This is a genomic window from Paenibacillus sp. FSL R5-0623 (genome assembly GCF_037974265.1).
In the GTDB taxonomy this organism is placed as follows: Bacteria; Bacillota; Bacilli; order Paenibacillales; family Paenibacillaceae; genus Paenibacillus.
The window spans coordinates 1,241,252-1,259,885 of record NZ_CP150233.1 but is presented as its reverse complement, the minus strand read 5'-3'; the positions used below and the strand labels follow the sequence as shown (position 1 = coordinate 1,259,885).

Annotated in this window: 15 protein-coding genes; 6 read left to right on the top strand and 9 right to left on the bottom strand. The window is 48.7% G+C overall.

All coding sequences use genetic code 11. The annotated features are described in order from the left end of the window. Positions 1-21: 21 nt before the first annotated feature. Positions 22-2,088 carry a hypothetical protein gene (locus tag MKY92_RS05640; RefSeq protein ID WP_339299595.1) on the bottom strand — a complete coding sequence of 689 codons (2,067 nt, stop codon included), beginning with the start codon at positions 2,086-2,088 and terminating at the stop codon, positions 22-24. Positions 2,089-2,407: 319 nt separating this feature from the next. On the opposite strand from MKY92_RS05640, the gene MKY92_RS05635 reads away from it, so the two are divergent. Then, entirely contained in the window at positions 2,408-2,698 is a 291-nt protein-coding gene (locus MKY92_RS05635) for a hypothetical protein (RefSeq protein ID WP_152683010.1), read from the top strand. Positions 2,699-2,757: 59 nt separating this feature from the next. On the opposite strand, the gene MKY92_RS05630 is transcribed toward MKY92_RS05635, so the two are convergent. Further along, the gene (locus MKY92_RS05630) at positions 2,758-4,428 is read right to left on the bottom strand and encodes a PucR family transcriptional regulator ligand-binding domain-containing protein (RefSeq protein WP_339299594.1); all 1,671 of its coding nucleotides are present in this window, start codon (positions 4,426-4,428) and stop codon (positions 2,758-2,760) included. Positions 4,429-4,617: 189 nt separating this feature from the next. Here MKY92_RS05630 and ald point away from each other — a divergent pair, with 189 nt between their 5' ends. Further along, positions 4,618-5,751 (top strand): alanine dehydrogenase, encoded by a 1,134-nt coding sequence (gene ald, locus MKY92_RS05625; protein WP_339299593.1) that lies wholly within the window; start codon positions 4,618-4,620, stop codon positions 5,749-5,751. 167 nt (positions 5,752-5,918) lie between these two features. On the opposite strand, the gene MKY92_RS05620 is transcribed toward ald, so the two are convergent. Further along, positions 5,919-6,836 carry a PD-(D/E)XK nuclease family protein gene (locus tag MKY92_RS05620; protein ID WP_339301706.1) on the bottom strand — a complete coding sequence of 306 codons (918 nt, stop codon included), beginning with the start codon at positions 6,834-6,836 and terminating at the stop codon, positions 5,919-5,921. A gap of 416 nt (positions 6,837-7,252) precedes the next feature. Here MKY92_RS05620 and MKY92_RS05615 point away from each other — a divergent pair, with 416 nt between their 5' ends. Then, positions 7,253-7,936, top strand: coding sequence for a serine/threonine protein kinase (locus MKY92_RS05615; RefSeq protein ID WP_076329467.1), 684 nt, complete (start codon positions 7,253-7,255; stop codon positions 7,934-7,936). Positions 7,937-8,037: 101 nt separating this feature from the next. Here MKY92_RS05615 and sigJ read toward each other — a convergent pair whose 3' ends face one another. From sigJ to MKY92_RS05600, 3 genes are read right to left on the bottom strand one after another with little or no spacing between them, the layout of a single operon-like run. Next, positions 8,038-8,949, bottom strand: a complete 912-nt coding sequence (gene sigJ / locus MKY92_RS05610) for an RNA polymerase sigma factor SigJ (protein ID WP_339299592.1) — start codon at positions 8,947-8,949, stop codon at positions 8,038-8,040. Beyond that, positions 8,939-10,255 carry an FAD-dependent oxidoreductase gene (locus MKY92_RS05605; protein WP_339299591.1) on the bottom strand — a complete coding sequence of 439 codons (1,317 nt, stop codon included), beginning with the start codon at positions 10,253-10,255 and terminating at the stop codon, positions 8,939-8,941. Before MKY92_RS05605 ends, sigJ begins: the two co-directional genes overlap by 11 nt. Before the next feature lie 58 nt (positions 10,256-10,313). Then, positions 10,314-11,210, bottom strand: coding sequence for an AraC family transcriptional regulator (locus MKY92_RS05600; protein ID WP_339299590.1), 897 nt, complete (start codon positions 11,208-11,210; stop codon positions 10,314-10,316). A gap of 129 nt (positions 11,211-11,339) precedes the next feature. Between MKY92_RS05600 and MKY92_RS05595 the strand changes: the two genes are divergently transcribed. Beyond that, positions 11,340-12,227: a sugar phosphate isomerase/epimerase gene (locus MKY92_RS05595; RefSeq protein WP_076214488.1), complete on the top strand. Its 888-nt coding sequence runs from the start codon at positions 11,340-11,342 to the stop codon at positions 12,225-12,227. Between the two features lie 75 nt (positions 12,228-12,302). Continuing rightward, complete coding sequence (locus MKY92_RS05590; RefSeq protein ID WP_339299589.1) at positions 12,303-13,358, top strand: Gfo/Idh/MocA family oxidoreductase; 1,056 nt, start codon at positions 12,303-12,305, stop codon at positions 13,356-13,358. 307 nt (positions 13,359-13,665) lie between these two features. On the opposite strand, the gene MKY92_RS05585 is transcribed toward MKY92_RS05590, so the two are convergent. Beyond that, the gene (locus tag MKY92_RS05585) at positions 13,666-14,985 is read right to left on the bottom strand and encodes a glycoside hydrolase family 125 protein (RefSeq protein ID WP_339299588.1); all 1,320 of its coding nucleotides are present in this window, start codon (positions 14,983-14,985) and stop codon (positions 13,666-13,668) included. A gap of 114 nt (positions 14,986-15,099) precedes the next feature. On the opposite strand from MKY92_RS05585, the gene MKY92_RS05580 reads away from it, so the two are divergent. Then, positions 15,100-16,161 (top strand): LacI family DNA-binding transcriptional regulator, encoded by a 1,062-nt coding sequence (locus MKY92_RS05580; protein ID WP_339299587.1) that lies wholly within the window; start codon positions 15,100-15,102, stop codon positions 16,159-16,161. Positions 16,162-16,391: 230 nt separating this feature from the next. Here the strand turns inward: MKY92_RS05580 and MKY92_RS05575 are convergent, their stop codons facing one another. Then, positions 16,392-18,005: a hypothetical protein gene (locus MKY92_RS05575; RefSeq protein WP_339299586.1), complete on the bottom strand. Its 1,614-nt coding sequence runs from the start codon at positions 18,003-18,005 to the stop codon at positions 16,392-16,394. Then, a complete protein-coding gene (locus tag MKY92_RS05570; protein ID WP_339299585.1) occupies positions 17,983-18,558 on the bottom strand; it encodes a sigma-70 family RNA polymerase sigma factor in 576 nt (191 codons plus the stop codon). The genes MKY92_RS05575 and MKY92_RS05570 overlap by 23 nt, the downstream gene beginning before the upstream one ends. Positions 18,559-18,634: the final 76 nt, after the last annotated feature.

Below are 18,634 nucleotides of genomic sequence, written 5' to 3'. Positions count from 1 at the left end.
GTATGATGAACGAATAGAACCCTACAAAATCCGCGCCAGGCGAGTCAGCGCTGTTCTGAGATGGCGATAGAATGTCGCCCGACTCATGGAACACGTCTGGGCTGCGGCAGTTGGATTGCCAGCATGCGTCCAGTAGGCCGCGTATAACAGCATCTGATCCTGTGGAGATAGGCCGTGTACCCTGCCTTCCAACAGATCCATGACATACAGCTGTAACTGGATTCCATCCTTTACTCCTCTAACCCTGTCAGCATATTCATGCAATTCTCCCGGAGAACGAAGATTCCCCAACATCTTGCGAACATCCTGTTCAGTCCAGATAACATCCACTTCCGTTGTTTCCAGCTGTATACGATCTTCTGTTGATTTCGGGGCAAACAGAGACATGACCCACTCTCCGAATTGCCCGCTACGCAAATCCAAATCAAGTATGTCCGCCCGGTCCTCGAATCTGTCACAGACACGAGTGCGGGTTCTTCGCATCTGGAATCCAATACTTTGCAAAAATAGTTTCAGGTGAGGATTCGTTGCAACGAGCATCGCTCGTGCACCATCACCCAGTAGAGATAGTCGATCCAGTGCCATGTATCCCACCAGTTCTTCTCGTGTATAACCAGGCACATCATCTCTTGCTGCCGCCAGCAATGCAAAGTGAGTATCACTCTGATCCGGGTCATTCTCAAGCTCCTGTAGAGTGAAGCATTCATGCATCTCATTCGGAAAATATTTCAAAAGCAGCTCACTACTACCCCTATGTACAAGTACCGTGATGAACATGGCTATTGTCTCCCCAAGCTTGTCACGCATCAATACGATCCCTTCAGGATAACGGTGTACCAACTCATCCAGGAAGGGACCGTAGGCCACAGCCTGCCATGGTTCCACGCTGTACTCGCACCATTGCTGTAACAAGCTGTGCAGAGCGGGCAGATCCTCTTTTCTCATCGTCTCAAGAGGGGAGAACAGGGAATCACGAGACACGTCTGCGTACTTGCGGTATTGAAGCATGGATTCCTGACAGAGCAGAAGCATCTTTCGGGCGATTTGACGACGCGCATAAGCCCCTGCGTGTTCATGTAGCGGTTTCAGCAGCTTCGCAATCTTGATACGCAATGTCTGCAACCGATGTGGCTCACGCTGTCGAAAATCCCGTAGCAGATGCACCCTGGCCATGTCATGCAGTCCAAGACCATCCGGACCGGAACGGATAAACGACATCTGTCTCAGCATGTGGTAGTCTTCTTGCGTCACAGTCATGTCCAGGACAGATGATAACAATTCCTGATTGGCTGTCTCAATCAGTGTCAGTACCTCCACCATGGGATGCAGACGGGAATTCGTCAGTTCCAATAACAATCGTGCACTGATCATATGTGACAATTCAGCCCATTCGGACTGTGGAAGATTCCTCCTCTGATCCGCAGCTTCTACAGCAAGGGCCAGCCCCAGCGGATGTCCATCGGTCATTCGTGTAATGGTACCCGCCATCCCCTGATTCAGAAAGCCTGCCACCGTGATGTATTCCGTAATCTCATCCACTGTGAAATGTTGAAGCCGCATCTGTATAAACCTCTGATGTAATCGGGGATGTGTCCGCCAGGTGGACGCCAGTTCCGGGCGTGATGCCAGAATGACAAGTATCCCTCTTAACGGAAGTTTGGATACAAAGACTTCCATGAACCAGCTTTCTAACAGAGCAAGCTCTTCATAATTATCCACGGCCAGAACCAATCTCTTCTCGATCGATGTGTCTCTCAGCAGACTCAATGGTCGCGGGTATCCTTCACTATCCATTGTTTCCAAGCCTAATGTAGAGGACAAATAATCCATAAAAACGGAAGGAGTTGCCCCACATGATCGACCATCCATCCATATTGCCGTCGCACCTCGATCCCGAGAGACAGATAACATCTCTGAAAGCAAGGAAGATTTACCAATGCCTCCCATACCCGTAATTGAAAATATGGTTAATGGGGCTTCCGGATGATTGAACCACCGCTCCAGTGTCGTCAGTTCCTTGGTTCGACCAATGAAACGTTTGCCATCCTCAAGATATTTGTCGTATTGAGCCTCACTACTGTTTCCCATATATGTCCTCCGTACTAGATACTGGTACTTTTAATATACTTTTTTCTCTCACAAAATTGAGACTATATTGAGACGCGCAATTGCATGTGAAGTGATAGAATCTTGTTAAAAGCCAATTTAATGGAAATATTCAAAACAGCGGACATGGAAACGTATAACAAGGTATACATAAACGCCTCTGCATTATTTCTTATCATAATGGATCATTCCGCCGATCAAACTGCAATCAACATGTTACATGAACATTTACTGATCTCGAATTCATGCTTCCCTTTCATACCCTACTACCAGCCCGATATTCCAGGAAAGGCGGATTTGTGTGAGAATAAACCTCGATATCTGTAATCTGAGCGGACAACTCGGAATCAATCCCAAACGACTTAATGAATGGCTGCACCAAAGTGGCATTTCAATGGAGGACAACGTCGCAGAACCGGAAGGACTCCCTGACCGGTCATCCCCCCCGTATCGGCTGGCTGCACCTTCTTCCTTATCACTGGCACCATCCTCCGGTCAAGTGAAGCTTTATCGGGGCCGACGCTCCACTTCCACTCTGCAACGCCTGCCTGCTTCATTACAACATACCCGGCGGATTAGTAGAAACTGCTAGACTGTGCTCAAGGTAGTGTAAGATGGGTGCACAGTCTGTGTTGCATCCCTTTCACCTCATCACGAGGTTTGACACTGCCCATTCTCAATCATCGCGTGCGCGAGCAGCGCCATCTCCAGACAGATTCTTCTCCCTTGATCCATGTAACCTGGACCCATCAGTTCTTCCAGCTTCTCCAGTCTGTTGTACAACGTTTGCCGATGAATAAATAACTGGGCAGCTGCATCCCGTTTGGAACCAAAGTTCTGCAGGTACGCATCCAACGTCTCCACCAATCGCAGGTGATGCGTTTGGTCATGTTCAATCAACATACCAAGGTGATCCTGGACAAAGGGTTGCAGGAAGGATTGGGGTAACGCCTTTAACATTTGATATATACCCATACGTTCGTAAAAGTGAATATGTTCCATCGGATCTACCGATCTTGAAACTTCGATCACCTGATAGGCCTCTTGAAGGCTCTCCGGCAGGCTGGTCAAACGGTTGCGTAACTTGCCAAATCCCACATGAATCATAACCTGTTTCAAGTTACGGCTCGCAAACCGTTTCACGTCCTGGGCAATCCCCTCCAGCAATCGCAGCAGTTGATGACGTGCAACAGCCGTTACCGCTTCCTTCGCACAGCATAGATATACCTGGTTGTTCTTCAGCATAATCAGGCTAGGCAGATTGTTCTTCTTGAGCAGGGAACGCAACAGGACAAGAACATCCTGATGATTGGCTTCCATTCTCTCCCGGCCTGTACCCTTCAATCGATGCTCAATCTCGATGACCCCTCCTGCAAACCAGTACTGTCCCTTCACCAGCAAACGAAGCCCCATTCTAGTCTGAGCCTGTTCCTCCTGATGGATGTTGCCATTCATCAGATCCTGGATCAGTTCATTCTGATTGCGAACCATCTTCTCCTCAAGAAACTGGGAACGAAGCGTGAGCGCTGCCGCCGCCTTCGCCGTATAATCGAGCAACAGCTTGAGATATTCCACTGGAGCTGCGGGATGCACAATCATGCCTACAGCCGAAAATACCTGGCCAAAACAGACGACCGGTTGACACAGCAGAGCCTTCTCTTCGTCGATGTGGAACCATAATTCGTTATCTGAATCATTCAAATCCAGATGTTCTACCTCATGCTCATACCAGGTATAGATGGCCTGTTCCATCTCCGGAACAAGTTCGGGCACAAAACTGCCTGGCTCCATGGACGAAATGTACACCACCGGTTTGGTAGCATACTCATGCAGCAGTTTCAGCACAGCAGACATATCCGTACTCTGTAATGTTCTTTGCTGAAGCTGACGGGAGTATGCTTCCAGACTTTTCAGCAACTGGTGTTGATGATTAATGAGCAGAGAGTGAATATCCTGTGTAATCTCGACAAAACGGACCGGTTGTTCAAATACTATCAGCGGAAACTGGTGTCTGTTCGCCAGTTCAATCAGTTCTTCCGGGATTCCGTATATGCTGGTACCAAACTCCACACATAGCCCCGCTGCCTCACTGCCAATGAGCTGAAGCAGATACTCTTCGCGCCCTTCTTCCGATTGAAGCCACAGTCCAGTGGATAAAATAAGATCATGAGGGCTTACGAATGGAGATACATTGGTAATCTCCAATACATGAACCCAACCAACCTGACGGTTCACTCCATCCTTCCCTGCCGCTAGTCGTGCTCGGCCAAATACCGGACGTGCAAGGATATCTTTGATCGTAAACACACGGTCATTTCGCAATGTCGATCCCTCTTTGTGTTATTTTTTCTTACATTATAATCTATGGACAAATGTCCTGAACAGTCTTTTTCGACAATATGTTGAGTTCAATTCCTAAAAATTAGACATCAAGTAAGGTGCAAAACGAATATCCAAGTCATAAACTTGTAGTATAATCTAACAACCAATAAATGGACGAGGTGCATGGTGATGAGAATCGGAATTCCCAAAGAAATCAAGAACAATGAGAATCGTGTAGCAATGACTCCGGCTGGGGCTGCTGATTTCATCAGAGCCGGTCACCAGGTACTGATTGAACAAGGCGCGGGGATCGGGAGTGGATTCACTGATCATGAATATCAAGCTGCGGGCGCCGAGATTCGGATTGATGCCAAGTCAGTGTGGACCGAAGCCGATATGATCATCAAGGTGAAAGAACCACTTGCCAGTGAATATGGATATTTTCGTCCGGGACTGATTCTGTTCACATACCTGCACCTCGCAGCGGAACCGGAGCTTGCCAAAGCCCTTATTAAAAGTCGGGTAACGGCTATTGCGTATGAGACGTTGGAGGTTAACAATACCCTCCCCCTGCTCACCCCTATGAGTGAAGTTGCAGGCCGCATGGCCTCCCAGATCGGAGCACAACTACTGGAGAAAACGGAAGGTGGCAAGGGCATTCTGTTGTCCGGTGTACCCGGCGTCAGTCGGGGGAAAGTGGTCATTATTGGTGGCGGAACGGTGGGAACAAATGCAGCCAAAATTGCTATTGGTCTTGGCGCCGATGTGACCATCCTTGACCTGAATCTGAATCGTCTGCGGCAGTTGGATGATATCTTTGGCAATCAGATCCACACGCTAGTATCCAGCCCGTCTAACATCGCAACAGCTGTTGCGGCGGCAGATCTGTTGATCTGTGCGGTGCTGATTCCGGGCGCCAAGGCGCCAACGCTTGTCAGCGAGCAAGTGGTGAAGACGATGGCACCGGGTTCGGTCATTGTGGATGTGGCGATTGATCAGGGTGGGATCGTTGAGACCATTGATCATATCACAACCCACGATGAACCGACCTATGTGAAACATGGTGTCGTGCACTACGCGGTGGCGAACATGCCAGGCGCCGTGCCGCGTACGTCCACGGTGGCGCTGACCAACGCCACCATGCCTTATGCGCTGCAGCTGGCCAACCACGGTGCAACCGCCGCGATTCGCGGTAGTTCGTCCATTCGCAGCGCGGTTAACGTGCTGAATGGACATATCACGTATGAGGCGGTTGCCCGGGATCTCGGGCATGCCTATGTTCCTGCGGGTCAGGCGCTGGAGAATACCGCCGCTGTCCAGTAATCTTGATATGATCGTTCCACCCGGCGCCCTGTCGCCAGGCCTGTGGAACGCAATAGAAGCGCAAGTCGGACAGATGATGTGCCCGGCTTGCGCTTCTTGATTTTTTTCACATATGAAATAGCTCGTTGGTTGGTATAAGGCCTTTAGGTTGTTCCGGTTTTGGCGCTTTAGACTGCTCGTTCACTGCACACTTCGCGGAAGTTGCAATCCCGGCAGGACCGGTGCGAAGGCAACGCTGTGAAGTAGGTGACGTCCTTGGGACGGTTGTAATACTCATCCTCAACGCAGGATCGCATCTCCTCGATATAACGGCCTACGTTCTCCTCTACCTTCCTTATATCTTCTTCCGTTGCGGTAAACTCTCGGTGCTTCCCGGTTAACAGGTACTCTACTCGCAGTTCAATCTGCTCCAAAGGAATTCGGTAGTGCTCTCTCACATAGGATGCGTACAGCATTAGCTGATCCGAGAAGTCATCTTCCTTGCCCGTCTTCCAGTCCACAATGACAATATTGCCGTTACTGCGCCGATACAATAAGTCCATCTTCACATACACGCGTGTATCGTGCAGCATCATGGTATCCCATTTCTCGATCTCCAGAATGTCCGTACTTGCCCGGGACAAGTCCTCCCACGTAAGCGTCTGGTACAGGTTGCTGACACAGGCCGAAGCACGTTCCTTAATCGTGGCAATCCGGTCATTCAACGTGTCATCCCCATAATAGATCTCGGACAGCATCGTGCGATTCTTGGGGTTTAGCCGCCACTGATCCACATCCATGGATTCCACATACGCCTGATTCAGCAGCTTGCGTATGGTCTGTTCCAGAAAGTGTTCACGCGGTTTATCCTTGCCCTCTTCCCTGCTGCGTACCGCCGACTCACACATCCGATGCGCGAGGTCCCCGAAGACAAGGTACAGATTGCTAAGCTGTTTCAGACGGTACAGACGAACCTGCATCTCATCAGCGGCGTCTGCCTTCCAGCCGTTATGGGCACCGTAATAATGATAATAATACTTGCGCAGGCACTCATCGAACATACTCGCCCGCGACTGCGAATAAGACCACTGCGGGTATTGTGCCATATGAACTTCTGCCTTTCTGTATGCCGGATCTGCATGAGATCCCTTAATGCTCACAGTATAAAGCCCGGGCAACCTTGCCGCAAGCGCGCTTCCGTTATTTTCTTCTGACGCAACCGTTTCCGATTCGATCCGTATCGTTTATATAGTAACATCACCAAAAGATGAAATTGCGGAGCAGAACGCTTAATATACTCCATAGAGGGCAGCGAATCCAAGACCGGGATGTTAGTATGGGTCTAACCCAGGGCCAGTGGGGGCCCGGCGCTAACGAATCTCACACACCTTATCACGTGGATCATGAGGTTTTATGGAAACTAACGATCTCCAGACACACTAATTAGTCTTTTTTTGGGTTGTAGAACGTAATTATTTTATAAAAAAATTGTACAGGCATATCCTAAAAGGAGGCACTACCCATGAATCGACCGGATTGGTTCCAGGCGGAAGAAGCATTACAACAGATCCAAGTCATCGGAAGCGACCGGAATGAGCTCGTAAACATCATCGGCGATGTAGAAGGATTGAATTGTATTGGCACAGGTACGGATGCGGCTGTATTTACGTATGACGGCTTGCCGCAGTACGCCTTCAAGATGTACTCGGATCATGCCTTGGACAAACTCGAAAATGAAAAGCAGGTATACGAGCAGCTCAAAGGCCTGCCATACTTCCCTACCTATTACGGCAGCGGCCGGAATGTGCTCGTGATCAGTTTTGAACCCGGGGATACGCTGCTGGAATGTTTGGAAAAGGGAATCCCCGTCCCCGAGCAGGTGATGCTCGATGTGGACGCAGCGCGAGAAGCCGTTCGCAGCCGAGGGTTGAACCCTCGTGACATTCATCTGAAAAATGTAATTCTTCAGGACGGGCGCGGGAAAGTGATTGACGTATCCGAGTATATTCAGGACGGCAATGACAATCGCTGGGAGCATCTTGTCTGGGCTTATCACAACATCTATCCGCGGATCAAAGGAACGCCCATATCTCCACGCATGCTGCAAACGATCAAATGGGGATACAATCAGTTCGATCATGCCAACGTCAAAATGGACGACCTCGCCAAGAAAGCCAATCGTCTGTTCTCCAGGTTTATGAAATGAGCATGTTGCAAACTCACTTGAATAAAATAACCCGGATGATCGCCAGAAATTGGCGATCATCCGGGTTTTGTTTGTCTAATACCATCTCTCCCAAATTAATCTTACCCTAAATTCAAATGCCGTAGCTTATCTGGATTACGCATGAGATAAATCCGTTGAACACGGCCGTTTCTGAACGCAAGGCTGACAACAGTCGGGAATGCCTCGGAAGGGCTGCTTAATACAAATCCAAGTTGTCCGTTGATCTTGACGAGCCGCACAGCCCCCGTGCTGTCACTTTTGGATACAAGCCCTTGAATGAACGCAAGAACTCGCTGGCTTGATGTAACGGGTTTAATTGCTGCCAAGACTTTACCGCCACCATCACTATACAGCACGATATCGTCCGAAAGCATTCTGAAGAGCCCTTCCATATCACCAGTAGAGGTGGCCTGAAGGAAACGAAGTGTAAGCTGCTCGGACTGCGCGCTGGGGGTCAACTCGACTTCCGGCTCGTCTTGGATTTTACGTTTGAGACGACTGTAAATCTTGCGGCATCCCAGCTCCGTCTTGTTCACGAAGTTTGCAATATCGCAATAATCAAATTCGAAGGCTTCTCGTAGAACGAATACCGCGCGCTCAATAGGAGTTAGCCGATCCAGCATGACAAGAAAGGCGTACGAGATCGTATCTTCCAGCTCAATCGTTTGGAGTGGGTCCTGTCCCGCTGCTGAAGCCGATTCTGGAGCGAACATATAGTCTTGCACCAGAGGTTCGGGCAGCCATGGCCCGATATATACCTCTCTTTTTTTACGTGTTGATTTCAAGTAATCCAGACAACGGTTCGTAACCATTTTGCATAAGTACGCTTTTAGGTTACGAACAGGGCCACCCTCCTTATGGATATCCTGCTGTTGTACCGTTACAAATGCATCCTGCACCAAATCCTCAGCATGAGTGACAGATCCTAACATACGATATGCGATGGAAAGAAGAAGAGGTCTGTACGTTCTGTATACCAAGTCAAGCTCCATGATACATCCCTTCCTTATCTTTTTCTCTACCCGCTATTATCATTTGAGCAGCCTCTTTCGCGCTCGCTAAAGATGCGTTAATCAACATCCCCTCAGCTCCTACCCAATCGCCAGCAACATAGAGTCCGGGTCTTCCTTTGACCGCAGGTCCAGGCCTGCCAGGGAGGCCGCCGTTCGCTGCGGTGACGATGCCATGCGAGACAAGCATTCGAGGAAGGAAACGCTGCTGAACGACGTGCTTGCGCCACCCCGGCTGAATGAAATCAAGAAAGCCTTTAAGCTCGTATTCATCCTGCGTGGGGTCCGAATGGATTGAAGCTGACAAATACTTCATGACATGCACAACCTCGTTTGCCGGATTCTCTGATAAGGAAGCCGCGGCGGAATGGTTGGAGTAGTACAACGGGTAATCGGCGCCTAAAACAAATTTCGTTTTTGGTTGAGGCATCCCCGATACGACGAGATCCAGGCACGCGGTACGAACAGGAGTTAGCTTATAAGCTTCCACTTCCATGGGTGTAAGAGCGGGATTGAGGAGAGCTAGCGTATCCATTGGACCGGCAGTGGATATCACGTGACGAGTCGTCAACTGTGATCCATCTTTTAAAGTGACCATCATCTGCGGATAGCTCCCGGTAATGCCAATTACAACAGAGCTCGTGCGGATTAACACGTTAGCCTGCTGAGCTTGTTCTGTCAGCCGGCTGACGAGGGATTGCCAGCCTTCATCTATATACAGCACTTGGCTCTGCTTGAGCTGCTTGATGACAGCGCCAGCACTTAGCTGGTCGGGAGCATCGCAGTATGTGCTCAAACGAACGAGACCAAGCACGACACTGCGCACACGTGGACTGGAGATCTGGGCTTCCAAGTGAGCCTGCAGACTAACTTTACACAGAGCAGATGTGTCTGTCTTGCTTAGGGAAGTGTAGAACCGAAGGAGTTGGGACTTCTCCTGCCACTTCAAGAACGATCCGAGCAAGAGCTGAGCTAGAGGAATTGCCCTATAACCACCGTTCGTTCCTTCGAACACCAATGTGCCTGGCGGTTTCGGTACTGCTCCGGTAGGGGTGACGCCTACCTCTTGCAGAATGGGAAGCGCACTCTTACTGAGAGCATGAGCTCCCAAGTTTACGCGTGCGGCTGCGATCTCAGTCGAAATAGCCCGGCCTCCGGGATGTTTTCCTTTGTCGAGCAACAGTACAGTCTGGCCCGCCCGTGCCAGATATATCGAGGCGGTTAATCCGGCAATGCCTGCTCCCACGATGACAACATCCCATATCGGCTTATTGTGATTCTGTATCATGTATATCAATCCCTTCCGCTTGATGCATACATGACGATGAACGGAGCATTTTTGTGACTCAACCTTCCTTCTTCAACCGCGCCTCGGAGGGAGTCATCCCCTTGTATTGCTTATACAGTTTCGTAAAATAATTGGCGTTATCACAGCCGACTCTGGCGGCGATCTCCGTAATGGTCAGACCGCTGCCTTGCAGTAGTTTCTCCGCCTCACTCATCCTGCACCCGTTCACGTATTCCACGAAGGTACGTCCGGTCAGCTTTTTGAACATTTTGCAGAAATGATACGCATTCAGTCCCACATGGCTTGCCGCTTCGGTAACAGACATCTTCCCTATGGGGTCCGCTTCGATCTGCGCAATCAACTGTTTGAAACGTTCGCGGTTTGGAAAATACGATCCAACCGTTTTATCCGGTAGCTGCTGCGGCATAAAGGTTCGTGCAAGCAGGGTGAACAAAGCATGTAACTTGGATTTCACCACAAGCTGATAAGCCGGGGGCTGTAACGCCATTTCTTCTACGGCTTCATTCAACAAAGAATAATAGCCTACACAGACTGTGTTTTCCTCTGCCGGTTTGACCGGAAATCTCACTCTTCCTTCCAAGTAGGGCGCGACATATTGCTCATGCACAGGATCATGAGTGAAATCATGGAACAGGGCACGGTTGACTACAACGGAATCATAATGCACATCCCCGTCATCCAGAGCATATCCAACATGCAATGTACCTCCAGGAATGATGATGACCTCACCTGCTCGAACTATATAAGGTTTGCTATCAATATGAAAAAGCGCACTGCCCTTGCGCATAATAATCAGTTCGAAATGTTCATGCCAATGCAAATACAGAATACATTCTTCAGCTTTCATATCTGAACACCGATTTTGGAACAGCTGAAATGGATATGATTTATGGTCAATTCGGGTATTTTCGTGAAGCGCTTTCAGATCCAGCACGACTTCTCCCCCCTCTTCACAAGATCCGACTATTATTACACAAGATTGTTTAGAGCCATCCCGTTAATCCACAGCTATAATGAGTGTGTCACGAAGTACTATAAGCCAATATTGGAGTGAAATACAACCATGAATAAATCATTACGCATCGGTACCCTTGTAGGCGGGCAGGACGCCGTCCGCGTTATCCCGCAGATCATGCAACACGGCTTCGAATCATTTAACCTGACCTTCTGGCAAACAACTGGCGATCTGGACCTGGCAGAGACAGCCAAACGTGTCCGTGAAATTGTGGACGAACAAGGCATTGTCATCTCCGCGGTGAGTGTATTTGGTAATCCGCTAACGGGAGCCGGAGACAACGCCGATACACTGGCAAGCTGGGAGCGGGTGATTGATCATGCACAGCTCTTCGGTGCAGATATCGTCTCCGGGTTCACCGGACGCCTGACCGATCAACCCATCAACGAGTCCATCCCCCGTTTCAAGGAAGTATTTGGTGAACTGGCACGCCGGGCAGCAGACCGGGGTGTACGCATCGCTTTTGAAAACTGTGATATGGGTGGAACCTGGCAGACAGGCGACTGGAACATCGCCCATAATCCGACGGCTTGGGAGATGATGTTTGATGCTGTTCCAGATGAAAATGTAGGCTTGGAGTGGGAGCCTTGCCATCAAATGTCCAGCCTGATTGATCCTATTCCACAGCTACGCAAATGGGCTCATAAAGTCTTCCACGTACATGGCAAAGATGCCACGATTGCCTGGGATATTGTCAAGGAATACGGCGTGCATGGCCCACGGGAATTTGTCTGGCACCGCACACCCGGCTTCGGGGATAACAACTGGGCAGACATTATCACGATTCTGCGTCAGAACGGTTATCAGGGTACGATTGATATTGAAGGCTGGCATGATCCCGTCTACAAAGACGAACTCGAAATGACCGGACAGGTGCATGCTTTACGATATTTGAAACAATGCCGTGGTGGCGATTTTGTGCCAAACCCAGTGTAGGAAATCTCCCTGAACACTCCTTGTAATGCACGATTCAAGCTGTATAAACACAATCCATACGAAGGAGATGAGACGATGAGTCATGTTTATCAGGTAATTATCGCTGGCTGTGGCGCCATGGCCAATACGTGGGCAGACTATGCCTTGCAAAGACCGGATACGGAAATCGTTGGGCTGGTTGATCTGTATGAACAGACAGCCACTGCTTTCGCTGCAAGACATGGTCTCACCTGTCCTACGTTCACCGATATCCGCGAGGCCATTCAAGCGACCGGTGCAAATATTGTATTCGATGTCACGATTCCGGCGAGTCATTACGGCATTGCCATGACAGCGCTGAAGGAAGGGTGTCATGTCTTTGGCGAGAAACCCCTTGCGGAGTCCTTCTCCGACTGCACAGATATTGTGCAAACCGCTCACAGCACAGGACGCATTCAAGCCGTGATGCAAAATCGCCGGTTCGATCCGCGTATCCGCGCCTATCAGCATCTCATTTCGGGCGGAGCTATAGGGCAGGTAGGTTATGCCGGAGCTGACTTTTTCCTCGGGCCACACTTCGGCGGATTCCGGGATCTGATGGATAGTCCGCTGCTGCTCGATATGGCGATACATACGTTTGATCAGGCACGGTACATTCTCGGAGCCAATCCGGTATCGGTATACTGCCATGAATTCAACCCTCCAGGTTCCTGGTATCAAGGCAATGCGATGGCGTTATGTATATTTGAGATGTCTGACGGGTCCGTATTTAACTATCGCGGATCATGGTGCGCAGAGGGAGTTCCCACGTCCTGGGAAGCAAGCTGGCGCGTAATCGGTGAAAAAGGAACCGCCATCTGGGATGGTCATGATGACATCTATGCTGAGGTGGTTGCTGCACAACACCTGGATGCCGACGGCAAACCATCCTTTTTCCAGCCAAGTGAGCGGATTGAAGCGGAACTGCCTGTCATGGACAAAACAGGTCACCACGGCTGTCTCGAAGACATGTTCTCCGCACTGGAATCAGGGCGATTGCCTGAGACCGATTGCAGCGATAACCAGTTCAGCATGGCCATGGTCCTCGCATCACTTGAGAGCGCCCGCACTGGCCAAAAAGTGTCCATCGCCGATCTACTGAAAAACACATAGCAAAGCGCCTGTGTATCTCATCATAAACAAAGCCCAAACTGCAAAGTTCAACAGTTTGGGCTTTCTTGTTTTTTTACCTACTCCTATTCTAAAAATGATGTCGTTCAAAAACCGTCGCGCTCGATAGTAAAAGTAGTGCAGGGAACGAAATCGATTCTGAAGAAACGAAGTGCTCGCCTTTATCACCGGATTTCGACTTTACAGAAGTCGATCAAGAAATCCGGGGATAACAGCGATCAAAAGAACGATTCGTAACCGGAACGGCTGCTTCGCGAGCAGTGAGTATTTTTTTTGAACTTTCATCATTTTATATAATCCCTTTTTTCATTGCCTTGTACACCAATTGCGAGAACAGGCTGTTGGACCAAGCAAACCATTGTCTGGTAAACGTGTTGGGATCATCGGCGTGAAAACCCTCATGCATATATCCGGTACCCGCATCCGTGTTCTCCAGCAATTCAATCATCGCCAGCACCTCCTCGTCATTGTCTGCGGTCAGACCCTGCATGGATAGCGCCATGTGCCAGATGTATCCCGGAGGGGTATGGGGGCTACCAATACCTTTGGCTACCTGCCCTTCATAATAGAACGGATTCTCCTTGCTCAAAATGAATCGACGTGTGTTCTGATACACCCTGTCTTCAATCGAAGCATACTCCATATACGGTATAGACATCAGTCCAGGTGTGCCCGCATCATCCATCAGACAAAAGTTGCCGTAACCGTCCGTTTCATAGGCATATATCTGTCCATACTCTGGATGACGGTAAGTACCGTACAGGGAAATGCCATGTCGTATTTCTTCTTCCAAACGAGCCATCCGGTTTACCAGTTGTTCATCCCTGAACACCCACTTCCCGATCTCCCCCATCTGGCGCAAGGTTACCGCAGCGAACATGTTCGCCGGAATATTATAATGAAAATCACAGGCATCATCGCTCGGACGGAATCCGGACCAGATCATTCCCGTGTAATTCACAGGCATGCCCAATCCTTCATTACGCAGCGTATCATGGGCTGGACAATTGCGACGCATGAACCGGTAAGATGAACGCTCTGCGTGATGCTGCTCCGTCTCCCATAGGTCTACGATATTCTCCATCACTTTCTTGAAGCGCTCATCGAATATATCCGTAAGTTCCGTCTCCCGCCAATATGTATAAGCCAGCTTCATGGAGAAACAAAGGGAATCCAGCTCAAACTTCCGTTCCCACACCCACGGTGACATCTCCGTCTCATCATTGGCATCCCAATGCCAACCATTCGCCGTTTCATTGAACGCATTGGCATAGATATCCATATCAGCGTAGAACGTATGCCGTTTGATCAGGCCTCCAATAATACGCTGCAACTTCTCATCATCCTTGGCAAGCGGAACATAATGCATGACCTGTTCTACGGAATCCCTTAACCACATCGCGGGAATATCCCCTGTTATCACAAAGGTTGTCCCATCATCATGCAGCTTCGTGGTCGTTTCCAGCGTATTGGGAAAACAATTACGAAACTGAGCCAGCAATCTCGGTCGATGTTGCAAACGCTCGTCCGCCTCGGTCAGAATATCCTGCACAGCTTGTGGCAACTCCAGATGCGGCATAGGGATTTTCGGTAATCTGAACTGTTCCATGGATGTCGTCTCCTTATAACTCTATTGTTATTTTTGTTATGATAAATTATAATAACATTATTATTTGTAAGTGTACTGTGTCAGAAGATGATCGTCAAATGAAGGAGTAATGATATGTCACGCAAAGTATCTATTCAGACGCTGGCTGACCAGCTCGGATTATCCAAATATGCCGTCTCCCGCGCACTTAGTGGCAAGACAGGCGTTAGTGAAGCAACACGTGCACGGGTACTGGAACTTGCTCGGGCTTTGGGATATCGCCAAAGTACTCCGGGTGCTACCAACAGTCCTGCTGCTGCAAACCATGTGGATCCTTCCGATCCCCCGTTTGTTCTCATTTGCATGAATCAGCTCAACCGCGGTGAACCTCACTACTGGCAACGTGTTCTGTCAGGCATGATCTCCGCCTGTAATGAGCGTGGTTGGCATCATGCCATTGTATCTCCCTCACTCGGAGTGACGGACGAGAACACCTCTCCCGAAAAAGCTATTGCTCCTCATTTGGACTGGGAACGTTGTGCAGGAATTATTGTCATGGGGGCTTTCCCGCATACGGTTCTGCAACGACTCTCTCAGACGGGTCGGCCTATTATTCTGGTAGATCATCAGGAGCCCCTACTGAATTGTGATACAATCAGCCATGATAATCTGGAAGCTGGCATCACCGTGGCTAGATATCTAATGTCTATGAATTGCCAACGGATTGGCCTCATCACAGATGATGGTCGTGCTGCGAGCTTCGCCCAGCGGAAGATCGGGATTGAGTTGGCCCTGAACCATTTCCATGTGGACACCAGTCATACGACCAGCTTCAGAGAATGGAACATTCCGTATGAGAACGGCGAATGGGTTAACCAATTGGCTACCACCATTCAAAACATGCCAGATGACAAACGTCCCGATGCCTGGATTGGTGTTAATGATGATATTGCTTTGCAATGGATGCACAAATTACAGGAGATCGGTATCTCTACACCTAAAGATTGCCTTGTCATCGGTATCGACAATGTACATTCCGCAGTTACGTCCTCCCCGCCCCTGACCACAGTTAATCTGTGTAAAGAGGAACTTGGACAGCGCGCGGTCGAGGCTTTACAACGCCGGATCGAACGCCCGGGGACGCCAAAAGAAACGGTTATGCTATCGACTACGTTAATTCCAAGGGAATCTGCATAATTCGGAAAGGGTAACTGCTCTTTTCTGAAGATGGATTCGTTAGGCATGCCCCCGTAAGTCTGGTGCATACGAAAAAGGCCCAGCATATATGCAGGGCCTCGTTCGTATATTAGGCTTGTATGCTTATATTTCTCTTTTACATTCACACTTAAATTTGCCGATCCATCCACCCATCCTTACATCATCTATTCGAAGCTTCAATTACTTCATGGCTGGGGATTGTACTATGGTTATTTCAGCCAAGGCAGACTACTGTAAGATGGAAGATCTACTTCCCAATTCACATCACGATACTCTTTATCGACTACGGTTCTTTTCAAAGTGAATTTTGTACCCTTTTCTTCGTTAAAACCACGAATCTTCAATTGCAGATCTTCTTCAACGTATTCACCGTTATTATTAGGCTGATCCGGATAACCGATCACTTCAACAGGATACTCTTTTCCATCCAAATCTACTGCCACCCAGCGATCACCCATGAAAGCATTCCGGAACGTCCCACTCCCCTTCAGAACTAGTGAATACCCTTCTTTCACATCGATCTTCGGAGGATCATAGGATTCCATCATTGGTTCGTACTCAAAATCATAAAATAATATTTTATCTCCAAGCTGTTCAAACTCTACAAATGTATAAAAATTGATGTCCTTACGCCTCTTATCCAAATCAATTTCTACAGACTTCTCTTCCTTCACCGGAATAGTGTAGCCATCCAGCACAAAGCGAACGTTCTTGGCATCTAGCGATACTACAGACGGGTCCCATGTGTCTGACAATTTCAAAGCTCCATCATTCCTCACTTCACGCTGATCATGGAGCCGAAACTTGGGTTCACGTGCACCTGGTCTGAAACCATTGAAAATTCGATATTCATTTGTTTCAGGAATCTCAAGATGGTAGATGATGCTCATATAGCTCGCCCAATTCTCATCAACTTTGCCACGAAGCTTATCATCCAGCTTCACATTTAGATCTAGCCGGGTTCCATTTGGAGTACGTACAAGCTGTGTCATATCGAGCTTTAGTCCTTCTGGCGTCGTATAGGTGTTATTCATTGGATTTTCAACAGCCAATGATTTGGCTTTGGTCATATCAATGCTGAATTTAAAACTCCAATCCACCTTAACGTCTCTTTCCTCATATGACTCTGTCACAAAATTATAGAACAATCCTACTTTTAAATGTCCTAATTCTCCACGCACGAACACCTGATCAGGAATATCTTTGTCAAACTGAAATACAAATTTGTCAAGAGAACCACTGCTTATCCTGGTATCCCTTGCAAGGGTCGCAACCTCTCTTCCCTTTTCATCAGTGACATGAATTCTTCCCATTTCAGGATATAAAATTGACATTCTGGTTCCATCAGGTGCTGTTTGTTGCAGCCTCATTACAATCTGAGAACGATCCACCAATACATCTTCAATCTTGAGCTTATATCCTTGATCTTCAATAAGTAGATTCGGATTCACCACTAGTCCATGGAGTTTAAGACGTTTGTAATCATCAGCCAAATATGAATATTTCAATGCTTCAGGCACAGGGATGTTAGGCAATGGCAGACGATCCACAGCATTTACCGCGGGTTGCGCTGGCTCTGCTGTGTGATCAAAAGCATACCAGGCCCCTCCCGCAAGAATCACAACTGCCGCTGCGGCGATTCCAGTCCGGCGCATCCAATGCGTTCTCTTGGATTTTTTCTCGAATGGATGCTCAGCTTCTCCACTTTCCATGGACACCTCATCCAGCTTCTGCATGAGCTTAAGCGTAAAATCCGCATCCGGCTCCTCTCGATACAAATGCTCTTCCCACAACCGATCTTCATCCTTTGAAATAGGCTTCATACGTGGCTAAACCTCCTTTGCGTTCCATTTGCTTCCTCAGCGTTTTTTTCCCGCGATAAAGGGCGTTGCGCACTTTGGTTGAACTCATACCTGTAATGTCTGCAATCTCTTCATAGCTCAACTCGTTTGTGTACTTCAGTAATAACACCAGGCGATACGATCCAGGTAACTGTTCAAGCTCACGATATATTTCACGCTGCATCTCTTTATGCAGCACACGTTTTTCCGGTGTTTCATTACTGACCGGTTCGATCCCTTGATCGACTGGAGACATGACGGGTTTCTTTTCCCGTATAAAATCTCGCATCCGATTCACCGCAATAGTGTACACCCACGACGAGAAACTGCTTCCCTCCCGCCTCGACGGGAGATAACGATAGATGCGAATAAACGTATCCTGAGCGAGATCCTGTGCATCCGGATGACTCGCGCCCATTCCGCGCATGATGCCGTAGACTTTATTTTTATATCGATCCACAAGCACGGAGAACAACTGCTTATCCCCACCAATAATGCGCTGAATCAGCTCCTCCTCCGGTATCTGTTGAGTCATGTAATCCCCCTTCTCTACAGCTTCCATGCATGGTTCTGTACTATATAGACGGGAGCCGTTCCCGAAACCTCTCACT

Bases quoted from the DNA above. Each gene is read 5' to 3' on its own strand.
- MKY92_RS05640 (WP_339299595.1), bottom strand. From the start codon at position 2,088: ATGGGAAACAGTAGTGAGGCTCAATACGACAAATATCTTGAGGATGGC.
- ald (WP_339299593.1), top strand. From the start codon at position 4,618: ATGAGAATCGGAATTCCCAAAGAAATCAAGAACAATGAGAATCGTGTA.
- MKY92_RS05620 (WP_339301706.1), bottom strand. From the start codon at position 6,836: ATGGCACAATACCCGCAGTGGTCTTATTCGCAGTCGCGGGCGAGTATG.
- MKY92_RS05615 (WP_076329467.1), top strand. From the start codon at position 7,253: ATGAATCGACCGGATTGGTTCCAGGCGGAAGAAGCATTACAACAGATC.
- sigJ (WP_339299592.1), bottom strand. From the start codon at position 8,949: ATGGAGCTTGACTTGGTATACAGAACGTACAGACCTCTTCTTCTTTCC.
- MKY92_RS05605 (WP_339299591.1), bottom strand. From the start codon at position 10,255: ATGATACAGAATCACAATAAGCCGATATGGGATGTTGTCATCGTGGGA.
- MKY92_RS05595 (WP_076214488.1), top strand. From the start codon at position 11,340: ATGAATAAATCATTACGCATCGGTACCCTTGTAGGCGGGCAGGACGCC.
- MKY92_RS05590 (WP_339299589.1), top strand. From the start codon at position 12,303: ATGAGTCATGTTTATCAGGTAATTATCGCTGGCTGTGGCGCCATGGCC.
- MKY92_RS05585 (WP_339299588.1), bottom strand. From the start codon at position 14,985: ATGGAACAGTTCAGATTACCGAAAATCCCTATGCCGCATCTGGAGTTG.
- MKY92_RS05580 (WP_339299587.1), top strand. From the start codon at position 15,100: ATGTCACGCAAAGTATCTATTCAGACGCTGGCTGACCAGCTCGGATTA.
- MKY92_RS05575 (WP_339299586.1), bottom strand. From the start codon at position 18,005: ATGAAGCCTATTTCAAAGGATGAAGATCGGTTGTGGGAAGAGCATTTG.
- MKY92_RS05570 (WP_339299585.1), bottom strand. From the start codon at position 18,558: ATGACTCAACAGATACCGGAGGAGGAGCTGATTCAGCGCATTATTGGT.